Raw genomic sequence first — 15903 nt, 5'->3', positions numbered from 1 at the left:
CCCATGCTGGATACCGGCTCATCGGCGCGGACAGGCGATCGTTACCAATGCGGATGCGCCGGGCCGGAGCCGGTTCGTAGACTTACCGGTTGTGACGGAGAACCACGCGCAGCAGCAGACCGAACTCCCGGGTGCCTGGAACCCGGCCGAGGAAGAAGCCGACCTCTACCAGCGCTGGGTAGACGCCGGATACTTCACCGCGGACGCCGGGTCGGAAAAGCCGCCGTTCACGATCGTACTGCCGCCGCCGAACGTCACCGGCAGCCTGCACGTGGGGCACGCGCTGGACCACACCCTGATGGACGTGATGACCCGCCGCCGCCGGATGCAGGGCTACGAGGCGCTGTGGCTGCCCGGCATGGACCACGCCGGCATCGCCACCCAGAACGTGGTGGAACGCGAACTGGCAGGCGAGGGCAAGTCGCGGCACGACCTCGGCCGGGAGAAGTTCGTCGAGCGCGTGTGGGACTGGAAGGCCGAGTACGGCGGCCGGATCCTCGACCAGATGCGGCGGCTCGGCGACAGCGTCGACTGGTCCCGTGAGCGCTTCACCATGGACGAAGCCCGGTCGCGGGCCGTGCAGACCATGTTCAAGAAGCTGTACGAGGACGGGCTGATCTACCGCGCCGAGCGGATCATCAACTGGTGCCCGCGCTGCCTCACCGCGCTGTCCGACATCGAGGTGGACCACTCCGAGGACGAGGGCGAGCTGGTGTCGATCCGCTACGGCGACGGCCAGGACGCGATCGTGGTGGCCACCACCCGCGCCGAGACGATGCTCGGAGACACCGCGGTTGCGGTGCACCCGGACGACGAGCGGTACCGGCACCTGATCGGCACCGAGGTCGAGCTGCCGCTGACCGGCCGGATGATCCCGATCGTGGCCGACGAGCACGTGGACCCCGAGTTCGGCACCGGCGCGGTCAAGGTCACCCCCGCGCACGACCCGAACGACTTCGAGATCGGCAGGCGGCACGACCTGCCCGCGTTGTCCATTATGGACGAACACGCGGTGATCACCGCGCACGGGCCGTTCCAGGGGCAGGGCCGGTTCGAGGCGCGGCCGGCGGTGGTCGCGGCGCTGCGGGAACAGGGCCGGATCGTCGCGGAGAAGCGGCCGTATCTGCACTCGGTCGGGCACTGCTCGCGCTGCGACACGGTGGTCGAGCCGCGGCTTTCGCTGCAGTGGTGGGTGAAGGTCGAGCCGCTGGCCCGCGCGGCCGGCGACGCGGTGCGCGACGGCCGCACCACGATTCACCCGCCGGAGCTGGCCAAGCGCTACTTCGACTGGGTCGACAACATGCACGACTGGACCATCTCGCGCCAGCTCTGGTGGGGGCACCGGATCCCGGTCTGGTACGGCCCGGACGACAAGAGCGTCTGCCTCGGCCCGGACGAGGAGCCGCCCACCGGTGAGGGCTGGTACCAGGACCCGGACGTGCTGGACACCTGGTTCTCCTCCGGGCTGTGGCCGCTGTCCACGCTCGGCTGGCCGGAGCGCACCGCGGACCTGGCGAAGTTCTATCCGACCAGCGTCCTGTGCACCGCCTACGACATCCTGTTCTTCTGGGTCGCGCGGATGATGATGTTCGGCCTGTACGCCACCGACGGGGTGCAGCCGTTCGACAATCTCTATCTGCACGGGCTGGTCCGCGACGCCAACGGCAAGAAGATGTCCAAGTCCAAGGGCAACGTGATCGACCCGCTGGACTGGATGAACAGCTACGGCGCGGACGCCACCCGGTTCACCCTGGCGCGCGGGGCGAACCCGGGCGGTGACATGGCGATGGCCGAGGAGTGGGTCAGCGGCTCGCGGAACTTCTGCACGAAACTGTGGAACGCCACCAAGTTCGCGCTGATGAACGGCGCCAACGTGGCCACCCCGGTGCCGCCAGCCGAGCAGCTCACCGAGGCCGACCGGTGGATACTCGGCATGCTCGGCTCGGTCGTGTCCGAAGTGGACGGGCTGCTGGAGGAGTACCAGTTCGCCAAGGCCACCGAGGCGCTGTACCACTTCACCTGGGACGAGCTGTGCGACTGGTACCTGGAACTGGCGAAGGTGCAGTTCTACCAGGGCGACGAGCGCACGGTGGCGAACACCAGGGCGGTGCTCGGGCACGTGCTGGACGTGGTGCTGCGGCTGCTGCACCCGCTGATCCCGTTCGTCACCGAGAAGCTGTGGACCGCGCTCACCGGCGGCGAGTCGCTGGTCATCGCGGAGTGGCCCGCACTGTCCAATGCGGACGGTGCGTACGCCGACCCGGTGGCCGACGGGCGGATCGCGGACGTGCAGAAGCTGGTCACCGAGGTGCGCCGGTTCCGTGCGGACCAGGGGCTCAAGCCGGGGCAGAAGGTGGCGGCGCGGCTTTCCGGCGGCGGATTCGAGGAGATCTCCGGGCACGACGGCGCGGTGCGCTCGCTGGTCCGGCTGACCGACCCGGAGGACGGCTTCGCGCCGAGCGCGTCGCTGGAGGTGCCGCTGTCCGCCGGGATGGCCAAGATCGAGCTGGACCTGTCCGGCACGGTGGACGTGGTGGCCGAGCGCAAGCGGCTGGAGAAGGACCTGGCCGCGGCGCGCAAGGAACTCCAGCAGACCGAGGGCAAACTGGGCAACGAAGCCTTCCTGGCCAAGGCGCCGGCGGCAGTCGTCGACAAGATCAAGCTGCGCAAGGAAACCGCGCTCGCCGACATCACCCGCATCACCTCTCGCCTCTCCACCCTCCCAGCCTCCTAGCTTTTTTGTCCGTGAAGGCCACCTTGCCTACCTTCAAGGTAGGCAAGGTGGCCTTCACGGACTGGGCAGGGGGCTTAGCGGAGGGTGGAGAGGGTGACGGCGGCGACGCCGGCCATGCCGGTGCGGAACGGGTGGTAGTCGGCGGCGGCGAGCAGGTCCAGGTCCTTGCCGTTGATCCAGGCGACGCCGCGCGGGGCGCAGGCGTCGTGGCCGAGCGACGGGCCGAAGGTGTCCACATAGGACGCGTCGCCGTCCTCGGCGGCGGCCTTGGCCAGTGCGTGGTTGAGCGCTACTTCGACGCTGTTCAGCCAGGCGTAGTCACCGTTGGCGAAGGGCAGCACATCCGGGCAGTAGCCGCGCGCCGGTGCGATCCTCGGGTAGCCGATGACCAGCACCTTCGCCCCCGGCGAGCGCTGGTGGATGCCCTTGAGCACCTCGGTCACGTTCGGCTGGATCCGGGCGATGGCCGCCTTCAGGGTGTCCACCCCGTCGACGGTGAAGTGCCGCTCGCACGGGTTGCCGGTCGGGTCGGACGCGCGCAGACCGGGGCAGGTGCCGATGGCCGCGCCGAAGACGCCGTAGTCGTTGCCGCCGATGCCCAGGGTGACCAGGTCGGTGTCGGTGCGCAGGGCGTCGAACTGCGGCCGGTTCCGGCCCAGCAGCACGTCCTGCGCGGTGGTCATGTGCGTGGTGTCCGCGCCGCTGCAGCTGGCGTCGGTGTAGGACCGCACGTGCAGCGCCTGCGCGAGCAGCGCGGGGTAGTTGGCGGTCGAGCGGCCGCAGCCGAGCGGGTCCAGCCGCGGCAGCGGGATCAGCGGGCCGGCGGTGTACGAGTCGCCGAGCGCGACATAGCGCTGGAACGACCGGGTCGCGGCCGCCGCGGTGAGGCTGGACGCGATCATCGCCAGTGCGGCGAGGACCGTGGTGAGCAGGAACCGGCGAGTGCGCATGGAGACTCCCCTTTGAGTCGGGCTGACACTCTGTTCCTAGTCGGTAACGCAGTGAGAACGCTGCCTCCATTCGAGTGGCTGAACCGCTCTTCACTCGTTTCGGTAGACCAACAGGTAACGCCAGAACAACAGTGTCCGCACGGTCCGGCCAGGCAGTAGCGCCGCGGACTCGCGCCTGATCTCGGCCATCGACATGGCCCAGTCGCTGACCGGCGCCTGTGCCGTCGTCGGCGGGCCGCCGTCGAGCCGCTCGCCGGTGTGCACCAGCAGCCGGGCGGCCAGGTTCAGCGGCGGACTGGCCAGTCCCCAGGTGACCCAGTCCCGCGCGGACCGCGGCTTGCCGAGGCCGAGGATCGCCAGCACGCCGCCGGGCCGCAGCGCCGCCCGCAGCGAGGTCACCGTCTCGAAGGGCACGTGGTGGATCGAGGCCAGGCAGGAGATGAAGTCGTACCGCCCGGCCGAGGGCGCGGCCTCGGCGATGTCCTGCTGCCGGTACTCGGTCCGGCCCGGTCCGGGGGAGCCCTGCGCGGTGGCGATGTCGATCATCTGCGCGGACTGGTCCACCCCGTCCACGTCGAGCCCGGCCGCGGCCAGTCGCCGGGCGAACAGGCCGGCCCCGCAGCCCACGTCCAGCGCGGTGCGGGCGCCTTCGGGGACCTGCTTGAGCAGCAGCGAGTGATAGAAGTTGTTGTGGTTGAACGGCATGCGGCCAGGCTACTGAGCAACGGCACGCAGGTGGGCGGCCGCGAGAGCCCCGCACGTAGACTCGGGTGGTCCGTGCGCAGGCACGAGTTGGGAGTTGGAGTGCGGCAAGAGAACCCGGACGAGCCGTCCGAAGACGGCGACCCGAGGCTGGGCGATCCGGACAGCTACGCCGGGGTCGACGAGTTGGGCGCGCACTCGGCCCCCGAAGACCCCGAAGACCCTGATGCCCCGGACGCCGAGTTGTCCACCCTGGACCGGGCTTTCGACGCGGGCGGTGGTTCCCGCGGCGGCATCGGCGGGGTCGGCCAGCTCGGCGACAACCTCGCGCTGGGCCCGGTGCCGGATCTGGCCAAGGCCGGCGACGACGAACTGCACGAGCTGGACGACCAGGGCGAAACCGGGGAACCGGTGGACCCGAACGGGCGGCAGGCCAGGTACGAGCTGGCCGCGGTCGAGGCCGAGCTGAACCAGCGCTGGCCGGAGACCGTGATCGAGCCGTCGCTGACCAGGATCTCCGCGCTGGTCAACCTGCTCGGCGAGCCGCACAAGGGCTACCCGGTGATCCAGGTGGCCGGCACCAACGGCAAGGGCTCCACCGCCAGGATGATCGACGCGCTGCTGACCAGGATGGGCCTGCGGGTCGGCCGGTACACCAGCCCGCACCTGCAGCTGGTCACCGAGCGGATCGCGGTGGACGGCGCGCCGATCCCGGCCGCGCGGTACGTCGAGCTGTTCCGCGACATCGCGCCCTACGTGTCCATGGTGGACGGTGCCGGCGGCCCGGCGATGAGCAAGTTCGAGGTGCTCACCGGGATGGCCTTCGCGGCCTTCGCGGACGCGCCGGTGGAGGCCGCGGTGCTGGAGACCGGGCTGGGCGGCACCTGGGACGCCACCAACGTGGCCGAGGCACAGGTCGCCGCGATCACCCCGATCGGCATCGACCACGTGGAGTACCTCGGCGGCGAGCTGACCGGGATCGCCAGGGAGAAGGCGGGCATCATCAAGCCGGGCACCGTCGCGGTGCTCGCCGAACAGGACCCGGACGTGCTGCGGGTGCTGCTCGAACGCGCGGTCGAGGTGGACGCCACGGTGGCCAGGGCGGGCAGCGAGTTCGCGGTGCTGGAGCGGGAGGTCGCGGTCGGCGGGCAGCTGCTGAAGCTGCAGGGCCTCGGCGGTGTCTACGAGGAGATCTTCCTGCCGTTGCACGGCGCGCACCAGGCGGCGAACGCGGTGCTGGCGCTGGCCGCGGTGGAGGCGTTCTTCGGCGCCGGCAAGGACCGGCAGCTCGTCGTGGAGGCGGTCCGGGAGGCGTTCGCCGAGGTGGAGACCCCCGGCAGGCTGGAACGGATGCGAGCGGCGCCGGCGGTGCTGCTGGACGCGGCGCACAACCCGCACGGCGCGGCCGCGCTGGCCACCGCGCTGGCCGAGGAGTTCGCGTTCCGCAAGCTGGTCGCGGTGGTCGGGGTGATGGCGGAGAAGGACGCGCGCGGCATCCTGGAGGCGCTGGAGCCGGTGCTCTCCGAGATCGTGGTGACCAGGAACTCCTCGCCGCGGTCGATGCCGCTGGAGGAGCTGAACGAGCTGGCGATCTCGGTCTTCGGCGAGGAGCGCGTGCTGGCCGAACCCAGCCTGGACGCGGCGGTGGAGACCGCGGTCGGCCTGGTCGAGCAGAGCGACGACCCGGAGGAGCCGCTGGCCGGCGGCGGGGTGCTGATCACCGGCTCGGTGGTCACCGCCGGTGAGGCCCGTACCCTTTTCGGTAGGCAGCCGGCATGAGTTCGGGTGAGCTTGGAGTGTGGGAATGAGCGAGCAGCAGGTGCCGAAGCCGGCGAAGGACCCGATGAAGTCCTTCCGCGGGGTGCTGGCCGGGACGCTGATCATGGAGGCGATTACCGTCGCACTGGCGCTGCCGGTGGTGGCGAAGCTCGGCGGCGGCATCGACAGCGCCAAGGGCTGGGCGGTGATCGCCATCGCGGTCGCGCTGGTGGTCTGCTGCGGGCTGCTCAAGTACTCCTGGGTGGTACCGGTGGTGCTCGCCCTGCAACTCGGCCTGATCGCGTTCTTCTTCGTGTTGCCCGCGGTGGCCATCATCGGGCTGCTGTTCCTCGCCATCCTGGTGTGGCTGCTCTGGCTGCGCCGCGAGGTGGCAAAGCGGATGGCCGCCGGCACCCTCCCCAGCCAGCAACCCACCACCGGGTCGTGAGTGAAAAGCGTTGCCCTGGCAACACTTTTCACTCACGACCGGTGACCTGCGGTTTTAGCGCAAAGGGACGACGTGCAGGGCCGGGGAGGCGAGAATGTCGCGTTCGCAGAAGCGGCCGCGTGCCCATTCACCGCGGGAGAACAGCTCGGTCTGGTCGGCGAAGTACGGTGACGTCGGGTCCGCCGACTGCGAGTAGGTGAGCAGCGTCGAAGCGTCCGGGCAGGCGTCCCGGCCGAACGCGACCACCTGCAGGAAGCTCGACCCCGTGCTCACCTCCACATTGCCCCGGCGCGCGTCCCAGACGGGCGAGATCACGTCCAGCACCCCGAGCTGGTGCGGGGCGCCGTGCAGCGGGATCCGGACCCCGTTCCTGGTCACCGACTGGTAGTCGGCGAGGCGCGCGTCCAGCGGGATGCCGGCGTCGCGCAGCTCGGCGGCCGCGTTGCCGAACGCGGTCTGCACGGCGGCGGCCCCGGTGTTCAGCGTGTTCGGCGTGCGCACCGGATCGGCCGGATCGAACGCGGTCAGCCACTGCCCGCCGGCCGAGCCAAGATTGAGCACGAACCGCTCGAACAGCAGCGAGCCGAGCGAGTCGAGCCGGTAGCTGTGGTCCCATCCGGCCAGTGCGTCGCAGGCCGTCCGCACGTCCACCGGCCCGTGCGCCGAAGGTGCCTGGCCGTCGGGGAAGGCGGCGCACATCTTCGCCGCGTCCGGGGCGGCCAGCTCGGCCATCTTGCTGTGCTCGGCGAACAGCAGCTCCTTCATCGAGTCCGTGCTGAATCCCTTGCCGGACAACACTTCCTCGACTCGGGACAGGGCTTCGCGGGTACGCGCGGAGCGTTCGGTGCCGATCGTGCCGACGATCCTCGGGTAGCCGGTGATCGGCTCACGCGCGTTCGCCAGCCAGGCGCTGTCGTTCGCGTTGAGCGTGTAGTCGCGGCGCTGCTGAGCCGGCAGTCTTGCCGGTCCGAACAGGCCGGGCTCGACCGCGTCCGCGTCGGTTCCCCAGGCACAGGACGACCTTCCACCGTCCAAAATAGACACTGCGGAGGCGGCGAACAGCTTGTGCCCGAGCGGGGTGCCGCAGTCGCGTTCGAGCTCGTCGGTGACGTGCGGGACCACCTGGACGTCCGAGTACAGCGCGTTCCCCGCCCGGTCGGTGGCCACCGTGTTCACCCACGGCGCGCCCTGGGTCTCGGTCAGCGCGCGCAGGATCTGCCCGGTGCTCTGCGCCTGGTTCAGCCCGAACCAGGTGTTCAGCCCGCGCAGGTTGGCCGCGTTGCCGTCCCGCAGGGCGTGCGCGGACTGCCCGGTCCACGGCAGCGGCACGCCGGTGGCGGAGGTGAGCACCGGTCCGTAGCGGGTGCCGTACAACGTCCGCTGCACCTCGCCGAGCGAGCCGTCTTCCTGCTTGACCGCGACCCGGACGGTCGAGGAGGTCATCTTCTCCGGCCGCCCGTCCACCAGGTAGCTGGTCGGGTCGCCGGGCACCAGCGGCACCTCGAACAGGCCGAAGGTGCGCGGGGTGGCCACGGTGTGCGTCCAGGCCGCGTTCGCGGTGTGCCCGATCTGCACCAGCGGGACGCCGAGCAGGCTCGCGCCGGAGACGTCGAACCGGCCGGGAATGGTCAGCTGCGACTGCCAGAACCGGCGCCCGCCGTGCCAGGGATAGTGCGGATTGCCGAGCAGCACACTCCGCGCTCCGGCGTTCTCGGCCACGCCTTCCGAGCCGATCGCGATGCCGTTGCTGCCCAGCTCGCCGGTACCGAGCGTGCGCTCCAGACCGGCTTTCAGCCGTTCGGCCGTGGCCGTGTGATCGGTGTCGCTGGCGACCGGCTGGGACGGTGCGGCGGTGACCGTGCCGTCGGCCAGCGCGCCCTGCCCGGAGACCGTGGCGATGGCGTAGAAGTGCCGGTAGACGTCCAGCTCATCGATCGGCCGCAGCCAGTCCGCGCCACGGCAGGCCGGATCGGTGACGCCGTCCGGCCCGGTTTCGGCGAGATAGCGGTTGTAGCCCTGGGTGTAGCCGGAGACGAGCTCGCGGACCTCGGCGCGGGGCCCGAGCGGGGCGGGCTGGGCGGCCAACCGCTCCACCGTGCCCTCATCGATGATCCGCTGGAAGTACAGGTCGCTGTTCAGGTTGCCGCTCGCCGAGCTGAGCGCCGAATTGCCGGTGCCGTCCGGGCCGAAATGGCGGGAGCGCTGGGCGGAAACGGTGAGATAACCGTTCGCCAGCTCGCAGATGTTGTCCTTCGCCGCCGCGTAGCCGTAGCCGTAGCCGAGACCGTCGAAGTCCTTGGCCACGATGTGCGGGACGCCGTGCTCGGTGTAGCGGATCGTGCTGCGGGCTCCGCCGGCCTCGGCCACCGCGGGCGCTGAGGTCACCAGGATCAGAGCCACCAGAGCCATCGGCCATTTTCGGGCCAGTGACATGGATACCGCCTTTCGGTAAGTGCTTTCTCGCTCAACGTAGCCACCGCGGCCCGTCGGCAGCTCGCTATTTCGATCATCGTGCGGAGTTCCGCAGGTTCACCGGGTGGACAACCCCAGTTGGCCGGGTGGACCGCGACGCGGGATAGAACCGCGCCATGACCGAACCGACCCACCACGACCGGCGGACCGTGCTGCGCGCCGCCGGCCTCACCGCCACCGGATTGCTGGGCACCGGCCTGCTGACCGCCAGGCCCGCCGGTGCCGCGCCCGTCCTGCTCCGCGGCGACCGCCCGGTGCTCACCCACGGCGTCCAGTCCGGCGACGTCACCACCAGTTCGGCCATCGTCTGGTCCAGGGCGGACCGGCCGGCCAGGATGCTGGTGGAGATCGCCACCGACCCGTCGTTCCGCCGCGCCAGGCGGCTGCGCGGGCCGCTGCTCACCCCGGACACCGGCGGCACCGGCAAGCTGCGCGTGCCCGGCCTGCCGCCCGGCACCGAACTGCACTACCGGGTCACCGCCGAAGCGCTGGACGGCCGCGTCGCCAGCGAACCGCGCACCGGCATGCTCCGCACCGCGCCGATCGGCCGCCGGGACGTGCGGCTGCTGTGGTCCGGAGACGTGGCAGGGCAGGGCTGGGGGATCAACCCCGACATCGGCGGCATGCGGATCTACGCGGCGATGGCCGAGCGCCGCCCGGACCTGTTCCTGCACAGCGGCGACACGGTGTACGCGGACGGGCCGCTGAGCGAGCGGGTCACCCTGCCCGACGGCCGGACCTGGCGAAACGTGGTCACCCCGGAGAAGGCCAAGGTGGCCGAGACGCTGGACGAGTACCGCGGCCAGTTCGCCTACAACCTGCTCGACGACAACCTGCGCCGGTTCGCCGCCGAGGTGCCCGCCTATCTGCAGTGGGACGACCACGAGGTGGTCAACAACTGGTACCCGGGGGAGATCCTCACGGATCGCCCGGAGTACACCGAGAAGCGGGTGGACGTGCTCGCCGCGCGGGCCTTCCAGGCGTTCCACGAATGGCATCCGATCGACCAGCGGGCCGCGGTGGACGGCCGGGTCTACCGGAGCTTCCGCTACGGCAGCCGGGTCGAGGTGTTCGTGCTGGACATGCGCACCTACCGGGACGCGAACACCTCCGACCCGTCACGGCCGGGGCACATGCTCGGGCAGCGGCAGGCGGACTGGCTGGTCCGCGCGCTGGACCGGAGCACCGCGACCTGGAAGATCGTGCAGGCCGATATGCCGATCGGGGTGGTGGTGCCGGACGGGCAGCACATCGAGGGCGTGGCGAACGGGCTGCCCGGCGCGGCCGGCGGGCGTGAGACCGAGCTGGCCTGGGTGCTGCGGGAGATCTCCCGGCGCCGGGTCCGCAACGTGGTGTGGCTGACCGCCGACGTGCACTACAGCTCGGCGCACCACTACTCGCCGGACCGGGCCGCGGTGGGGGACTTCGACCCGTTCTGGGAGTTCGTCTCCGGGCCGCTGCACGCCGGCGCGTTCGGGCCGAACAAGCTGGACCCGACCTTCGGGCCGGAAGCGGTGTTCGTGCACGCGCCACCGGCGGCGAACACCTCGCCGCTGGACGGATTCCAGCATTTCGGCGAGCTGAACGTGCACGGCCGCAGCGGCGAACTGACCGTCGACCTGCGCGACGCGGCCGGCGTTTCGCTGTGGTCGACGACCCTGCACCCCGAGCGCCGATGACCGGAACGTTAGAGTTCGGGCGAATAGCACAAGACCTGCTGAAGGAGAAACACCGTCGTGAGTGAACGCACGCTGGTTCTGGTCAAGCCCGATGGCGTCAAGCGCGGTCTGGTCGGCGAGGTCATCTCGCGGATCGAAGGCAAGGGCCTGACCCTGGCCGCGCTGGAGCTGCGCACCGTGGAGCGTTCGGTGGCCGAGGAGCACTACGCCGAGCACAAGGAGAAGCCGTTCTTCGGCGAGCTGCTGGAGTTCATCACCTCCGGCCCGGTCGTCGCGCTAGCCGTCGAGGGCCCGCGCGCCATCGCGGCGTTCCGGCAGCTGGCCGGCGGCACCGACCCGGTGGAGAAGGCCACCCCGGGCACCATTCGCGGCGACTTCGCGCTGGAGACCCAGTTCAACCTGGTGCACGGCTCCGACTCGGCCGAGTCGGCCAACCGCGAGCTGGCCCTCTGGTTCCCCAAGCTCTGACCGGCCTCGTGAGTGAAAAGTGTTGCCCCGGCAACACTTTTCACTCACGACCCCCGGGCGCTTAGTTGACGCAGGTGGGACCGGCGGCAGCGCCACCGCCACCCGCGGCGTTGTTCATCGGGGGATCGGCCAGCCACAGCTTGGCGAACTCCTTGACCTGAGCCGGATCGACCTGCACCGCGGAACCGTCCGGAGTGGACAGATCGGACCGCCCGGTGGGAATGGTCTGGAACTCCACGCTGGAACCGGCCAGCGCCTGGATCCGTCGCGCGAAGTCGGCGACGTCCCAGCCCTGGTCCAGCAGCACCGACCCGGACACCGCGTCGATCAGCCGGCCCGTGGCGGCGGGATCGGTGAGCATGCCGGCCGAGGTGATCTTGTCCCGGACCCCGGCCAGGAATGCCTGCTGCCGCCGGATCCGGTCCAGGTCGCCGCCGGGCAGGCCGTGCCGCTGCCGGACGAACTTCAGCGCGTCCACTCCGGACAGTGTCTGCGGCCCGGCCGGGAAGTCCGCGCCGGAGTAGCTGTCGTGCACGGGGTTGTTGAGGCAGACGTCGATGCCGCCGATGGCCTTGGTGATCTCGCTGAAGCCGTACAGGTTGACCTCGGCGTAGTGGTCGATTCCGACGCCGGTGAGCGCGCTGATGGTGGCGATCAGGTTGCGCCGTCCCTCGGTCGCCGACTCGCGGGCGATCCGGTCGTCGTCGGTCACGCCCTCGGCACGTAGGCGGTCCGCCGCCGCGTTCTTCGCTCGCGCGTACGCGGAGTTGATCTTGTGCTTGCCGAACCCGCCCGCGATGTCCACATAGGAGTCACGGGGGAAGGACACCGCGGACGCCGGGCGCGCGGAATCCTTCGGCAGGTGCACCAGGATCATCGTGTCGGCCAGCTCCTGCCCGTCCGGCTCGCCAGCCCGCAGCTCGTCGAGCACCGCCTGCGGCAGCGGCCTGCCGTGGTTGTCGGTGCGGCTGTCCAGCCCGATCAGCAGGATGTTCATCCCGTTCACGGGTGGTGCGGACGACGCGGAGGGACGCGGGGAGATCACGTCGTCGGTGGCGACGCCGTCGTCGAGCTGCTGGTACCGGACGTAGGTATAGGTGGCCACCCCGGCGATCAGCAGGGCCGCCGCGGTCAGCAGGACCACCACGCTCTTGCGCACCAGCGACATCGAACTCCCTTTCCGAGGTGAATCGGGGTGATTCGTGCACTCGGGTTCGAAGCTAGCCACGGGGTTTCACCGCCCGGCTGCAGTCGTGTAACAGCGGCCCCGCGACTGTCCGTCGGTCGGGTAACAGTGCAGGTCCGGCGCGAAACGCGGGCGCTGCTCGGGGCACAATCGCAGTCGAGTGGAACGGGAAGGCGGTAGTCGGGTGAAACGGTGGCGGCTCGGCTGCCTGGGGCTGGTGTTCTTGCTCGGAGCGTGCGCGACCGACCCCGGCGTCCGGGTGGAGGGGCGGGTCGATCAGGTGGAACGGCCGCCGGGCGCGATGAACCCGGTGGCGGGCGCCTCGATCAGCGTGGACCCGGTCCGGGTGCTGCTCGACGATCCCGCGGTGAACCAGGCGACCAAGGACGACCTGAAGCCGTGCGCCGACGGCCGGTACCCGCTGGAGGCCCAGTACGCCGACCTCACCGGGGACGCGGTGCCCGAAGTCCTGATCAACGTGTGGGCCTGCCCCTCGGCGCTTCTGCTCGAGAAGCTGTCCGGCCTGCCGGAGCGGGTGGTGCCGATCGAGCGGCGGCTCGGTGGCCACGTCTACACCATCAGGGACGGGAAGCCGGTCGCGCTGTTCGCCACCCAGGAGCGCGGCGGTTCGGTGGAACAGGTCGGCGAAGGGGAGATCGCGGCGTTGCGCGCGGTCTACCTGACCGGGGACGCGCCGTGCTGCCCCACCAGCAGCCCGGTCGGCTTGTACCGCTGGGACGGTGCCGCATTCACGGAGGCGCCGCGGTGACCGAAACGCATGTGCTGTTCGTCGAGGACGACGACGTGATCCGCGAGGCGACCCAGCTCAGCCTGCAACGGCAGGGGTTCCGGGTCACGGTGGCCGCGGACGGGCTGCTCGGGCTGTCCGCGTTCCGCGCCGGGCCGCCGGACATCGCGCTGCTGGACGTGATGCTGCCCGGGATGAACGGGGTCAGCCTGTGCCGGCGGATCCGCGAGCAGACCTCGGTGCCGGTGATCATGCTCTCCGCCCGTTCGGACCCGGTGGACGTGGTGCTCGGCCTGGAGGCCGGTGCCGACGACTACGTGACCAAGCCGTTCGACAGCGCGGTGCTGGTGGCCCGCATCAGCACCGTGCTGCGCAGGGCCGGCCGCGACACGGCCGGTAAGTCGGCCGACCCGGTGCTGCGCTTCGGTGCGCTGGAGATCGACCCGGACGCGGTCCAAGTACGCCGGGACGGCACGGTGATCGAGCTGACGCCCACCGAGATGCGGCTGATCCTGCGGTTCGCCGAGGAACCGGGCAGCGTGCTGAGCCGGGACACGCTGCTGGCCGGGGTCTGGGACTACCAGTGGGGCGGGGACACCCGCGTGGTCGACGTGCACGTCCAGCGGCTGCGGGCCAAGATCGGCCAGGACCGGATCGAGACCGTGCGCGGGTTCGGCTACAAGCTCAGGCCCGGTTCGTGAAGCTGTTCCCGGCCACCCTGCGCGGGAAGTTCAGCGCGGTGATCATGCTGGTCACCGCGGCCGCGGCGGTCGGGCTGAGCCTGCTGGTGCACGGCGCGTTCGCCCGCACCCAGCTGGAGCAGGCGCGCGAGCTGCAGGACGAACGGCTGCAGGTGATCCTGCGCGACCACGCCAGCACCGGCCAGGCCATCCTGGACAGCAAGCTCGACGATCCCGCGCTGCCGCCGCCGCTGCGGGCGGCCGTGCTCGGCGGGAACCGGGCGACCTATCTCGACGAGTCCACTCCGGACCCGGGGATTTGGGCGGCGGCCGATGTGGACGGGCGGATCCTCTCGCTGCGCAGCTCCTACGCCGACCAGACGCAGGCGCTGGCCGGGCTGGACCAGGTGCTGGTGATCGGTTCGGTGGTGGTGGCGGTGGCCGGTGCGCTGCTGGGCATCGTGATCGGCAACCGGCTGTCCAGGCGGCTGCGGCGCGCGGCCGAAGCGGCCGGCCGGGTGGCGGCCGGGGACCCGGCGCGGGTCAGAGACGCCATCGGCACCCGGCCGCAGGACGAGACCGCCGACCTCGCGCAGGCGGTGGACGCGATGGCGGACGCGTTGCAGGCGCGGCTGGTGGCCGAGCGCAGGGTGACCGCCGACATCGCGCACGAGCTGCGCACCCCGGTGACCGGGCTGGTCACCGCGGCCGAGCTGCTGCCGCCGGGCCGTCCCGCCGAACTGGTCCGCGACCGGGTGTCGGCGCTGCGGTCGCTGGTGGAGGACGTCCTCGAGGTGGCCAGGCTGGACACCGCGACCGAAGAGCCGGACCGCTCCGAGGTGGCGCTCGGCGAGTTCGTCCGCCGCCGGGCGGCCGGGGTGGTGCCGGAAGCCGAGGTGCGGGTGATCACCGACGCCGCGCTGGAGACCGATCCGCGGCGGCTGGAGCGGGTGCTGGTCAACCTGATGCTCAACGCCAGGCGGCACGGCGCCCCGCCGATCGAGATCGAGGTCGACGGCGGGCGGGTCGCGCTGCGCGACCACGGCCCCGGCCTGCCCGACACCCTGTTGCGCGAAGGGCCGAGCAGGTTCCGGACCGGGGACACCAACCGGCCGGGCGGGCACGGCCTCGGCCTGACCATCGCGGCCGCACAGGCCAAAGTGCTCGGTGGCACCCTGCTTTTCGCGAACGCGCCCGATGGCGGCGCCCTGGTCACCTTCGAGCTGCCGCCACCGGAGTGAACGGAACAGCCGCGGCAATAACCATTCGGCCGAACGAATAAATCTGCTAAATACGGCAAGTGGGTTGCCGCGAGGTCCGGACGGGTGTCTCTGCTTTTCTTGACGCCCGACCGAGGAGCAGACTGATCTCGGCGGGGTCCCGCCCATGAAATCCGAGGAGTGTCAACCATGACTGTCGTGTCGTATCGAGCCCATGACGTGCTGGAGCTGGGTGAGGACACCAAATATTCGGTGACCATTACCAACAACTCCAAGCTGGCCGGCCACAAGGCGCTCATCTTCCAGGAGCAGCCGGACATGCCCAAGGACGTGCACACGCTCGCCTGGCTGGTCAAAACGTGTCACCCGGGTACGCAGGTGGGATTCTTCTGGGATCTGAAGTTCAATTTCGTCTGGGGGCAGCAGGGCGAGCTGAGACCCGGGGTCAACTATCAGGCCGGACAGGTCGTGCAGGCGAACCTGGTGGACCGGAACGTCATTTCCCTGTTGTACATCGACGATGGCTTCCTGTTCGGTGCCACGGAAACCGGCACCAAGGGAGCACTGCTCGTCGACCAGGACAAGTCGGTACCCGGATCCGGCAATGCGAAACAGGGCTGTGTGGGGATCGGGATGAGCGGGGCCGGTACGTTCGTGGTGCCCACCGAGCCGAAGTACAAGCAGCAGTTCGACCCGCATCCGGCGTACTGGATCGCGTTCGGCAAGTACGCCGCCGGCGACGTGGTCGACCAGAGCGGCATGACCTACCCGGAGCGGCTGGAATTCGCCGGCGGGAACTTCAACGCGAACTGCAGTTTCGACGGATCCGGCTGGAGCATCACCTATTCCTAGGGGGCC

General features: G+C 70.4%; 13 protein-coding genes. 9 read left to right on the top strand and 4 right to left on the bottom strand.

Going from position 1 to position 15903, the window contains the following annotated elements; translation table 11 throughout:
* Positions 1-91 precede the first annotated feature (91 nt).
* Entirely contained in the window at positions 92-2734 is a 2643-nt protein-coding gene (locus AMYNI_RS0102090) for a valine--tRNA ligase (protein ID WP_020666307.1), read from the top strand.
* A gap of 74 nt (positions 2735-2808) precedes the next feature.
* Here the strand turns inward: AMYNI_RS0102090 and AMYNI_RS0102085 are convergent, their stop codons facing one another.
* Together AMYNI_RS0102085 and AMYNI_RS0102080 are read right to left on the bottom strand one after the other, a co-directional pair.
* Positions 2809-3684, bottom strand: coding sequence for an SGNH/GDSL hydrolase family protein (locus AMYNI_RS0102085; RefSeq protein ID WP_020666306.1), 876 nt, complete (start codon positions 3682-3684; stop codon positions 2809-2811).
* Positions 3685-3774: 90 nt separating this feature from the next.
* Positions 3775-4389, bottom strand: coding sequence for a class I SAM-dependent methyltransferase (locus tag AMYNI_RS0102080; RefSeq protein ID WP_020666305.1), 615 nt, complete (start codon positions 4387-4389; stop codon positions 3775-3777).
* Positions 4390-4488: 99 nt separating this feature from the next.
* Between AMYNI_RS0102080 and folC the strand changes: the two genes are divergently transcribed.
* Together folC and AMYNI_RS0102070 are read left to right on the top strand one after the other, a co-directional pair.
* Entirely contained in the window at positions 4489-6165 is a 1677-nt protein-coding gene (gene folC / locus AMYNI_RS0102075) for a bifunctional tetrahydrofolate synthase/dihydrofolate synthase (protein WP_020666304.1), read from the top strand.
* 25 nt (positions 6166-6190) lie between these two features.
* Positions 6191-6592 carry a DUF4233 domain-containing protein gene (locus tag AMYNI_RS0102070; RefSeq protein WP_020666303.1) on the top strand — a complete coding sequence of 134 codons (402 nt, stop codon included), beginning with the start codon at positions 6191-6193 and terminating at the stop codon, positions 6590-6592.
* Positions 6593-6646: 54 nt separating this feature from the next.
* On the opposite strand, the gene AMYNI_RS0102065 is transcribed toward AMYNI_RS0102070, so the two are convergent.
* On the bottom strand, positions 6647-9001 hold the full coding sequence (locus AMYNI_RS0102065) for a penicillin acylase family protein (protein ID WP_020666302.1): 2355 nt from the start codon (positions 8999-9001) through the stop codon (positions 6647-6649).
* 179 nt (positions 9002-9180) lie between these two features.
* Between AMYNI_RS0102065 and AMYNI_RS0102060 the strand changes: the two genes are divergently transcribed.
* Together AMYNI_RS0102060 and ndk are read left to right on the top strand one after the other, a co-directional pair.
* The gene (locus AMYNI_RS0102060; protein ID WP_020666301.1) at positions 9181-10743 is read left to right on the top strand and encodes an alkaline phosphatase D family protein; all 1563 of its coding nucleotides are present in this window, start codon (positions 9181-9183) and stop codon (positions 10741-10743) included.
* A 57-nt stretch (positions 10744-10800) separates the two neighbouring features.
* Positions 10801-11211, top strand: coding sequence for a nucleoside-diphosphate kinase (gene ndk / locus AMYNI_RS0102055; RefSeq protein ID WP_020666300.1), 411 nt, complete (start codon positions 10801-10803; stop codon positions 11209-11211).
* Positions 11212-11272: 61 nt separating this feature from the next.
* Here the strand turns inward: ndk and AMYNI_RS43315 are convergent, their stop codons facing one another.
* A complete protein-coding gene (locus AMYNI_RS43315) occupies positions 11273-12379 on the bottom strand; it encodes an LCP family protein (RefSeq protein WP_020666299.1) in 1107 nt (368 codons plus the stop codon).
* Positions 12380-12581: 202 nt separating this feature from the next.
* Here AMYNI_RS43315 and AMYNI_RS46955 point away from each other — a divergent pair, with 202 nt between their 5' ends.
* The 4 genes from AMYNI_RS46955 to AMYNI_RS0102030 all read left to right on the top strand — a co-directional run bounded on the left by AMYNI_RS46955 (position 12582) and on the right by AMYNI_RS0102030 (position 15897).
* Positions 12582-13166, top strand: coding sequence for a putative periplasmic lipoprotein (locus tag AMYNI_RS46955; protein WP_020666298.1), 585 nt, complete (start codon positions 12582-12584; stop codon positions 13164-13166).
* Positions 13163-13846: a two-component system response regulator CseB gene (gene cseB / locus AMYNI_RS0102040; protein WP_020666297.1), complete on the top strand. Its 684-nt coding sequence runs from the start codon at positions 13163-13165 to the stop codon at positions 13844-13846. Before AMYNI_RS46955 ends, cseB begins: the two co-directional genes overlap by 4 nt.
* A complete protein-coding gene (locus tag AMYNI_RS0102035; RefSeq protein ID WP_020666296.1) occupies positions 13843-15066 on the top strand; it encodes a sensor histidine kinase in 1224 nt (407 codons plus the stop codon). Before cseB ends, AMYNI_RS0102035 begins: the two co-directional genes overlap by 4 nt.
* 168 nt (positions 15067-15234) lie before the next feature.
* Positions 15235-15897 carry a hypothetical protein gene (locus AMYNI_RS0102030; protein WP_063713748.1) on the top strand — a complete coding sequence of 221 codons (663 nt, stop codon included), beginning with the start codon at positions 15235-15237 and terminating at the stop codon, positions 15895-15897.
* Positions 15898-15903 lie beyond the last annotated feature (6 nt).

The organism is Amycolatopsis nigrescens CSC17Ta-90, assembly GCF_000384315.1.
GTDB lineage: Bacteria > Actinomycetota > Actinomycetes > Mycobacteriales > Pseudonocardiaceae > Amycolatopsis > Amycolatopsis nigrescens.
The sequence above is the reverse complement of the archived record's forward strand: the minus strand, read 5'-3'. Positions and strand labels throughout refer to the sequence as shown.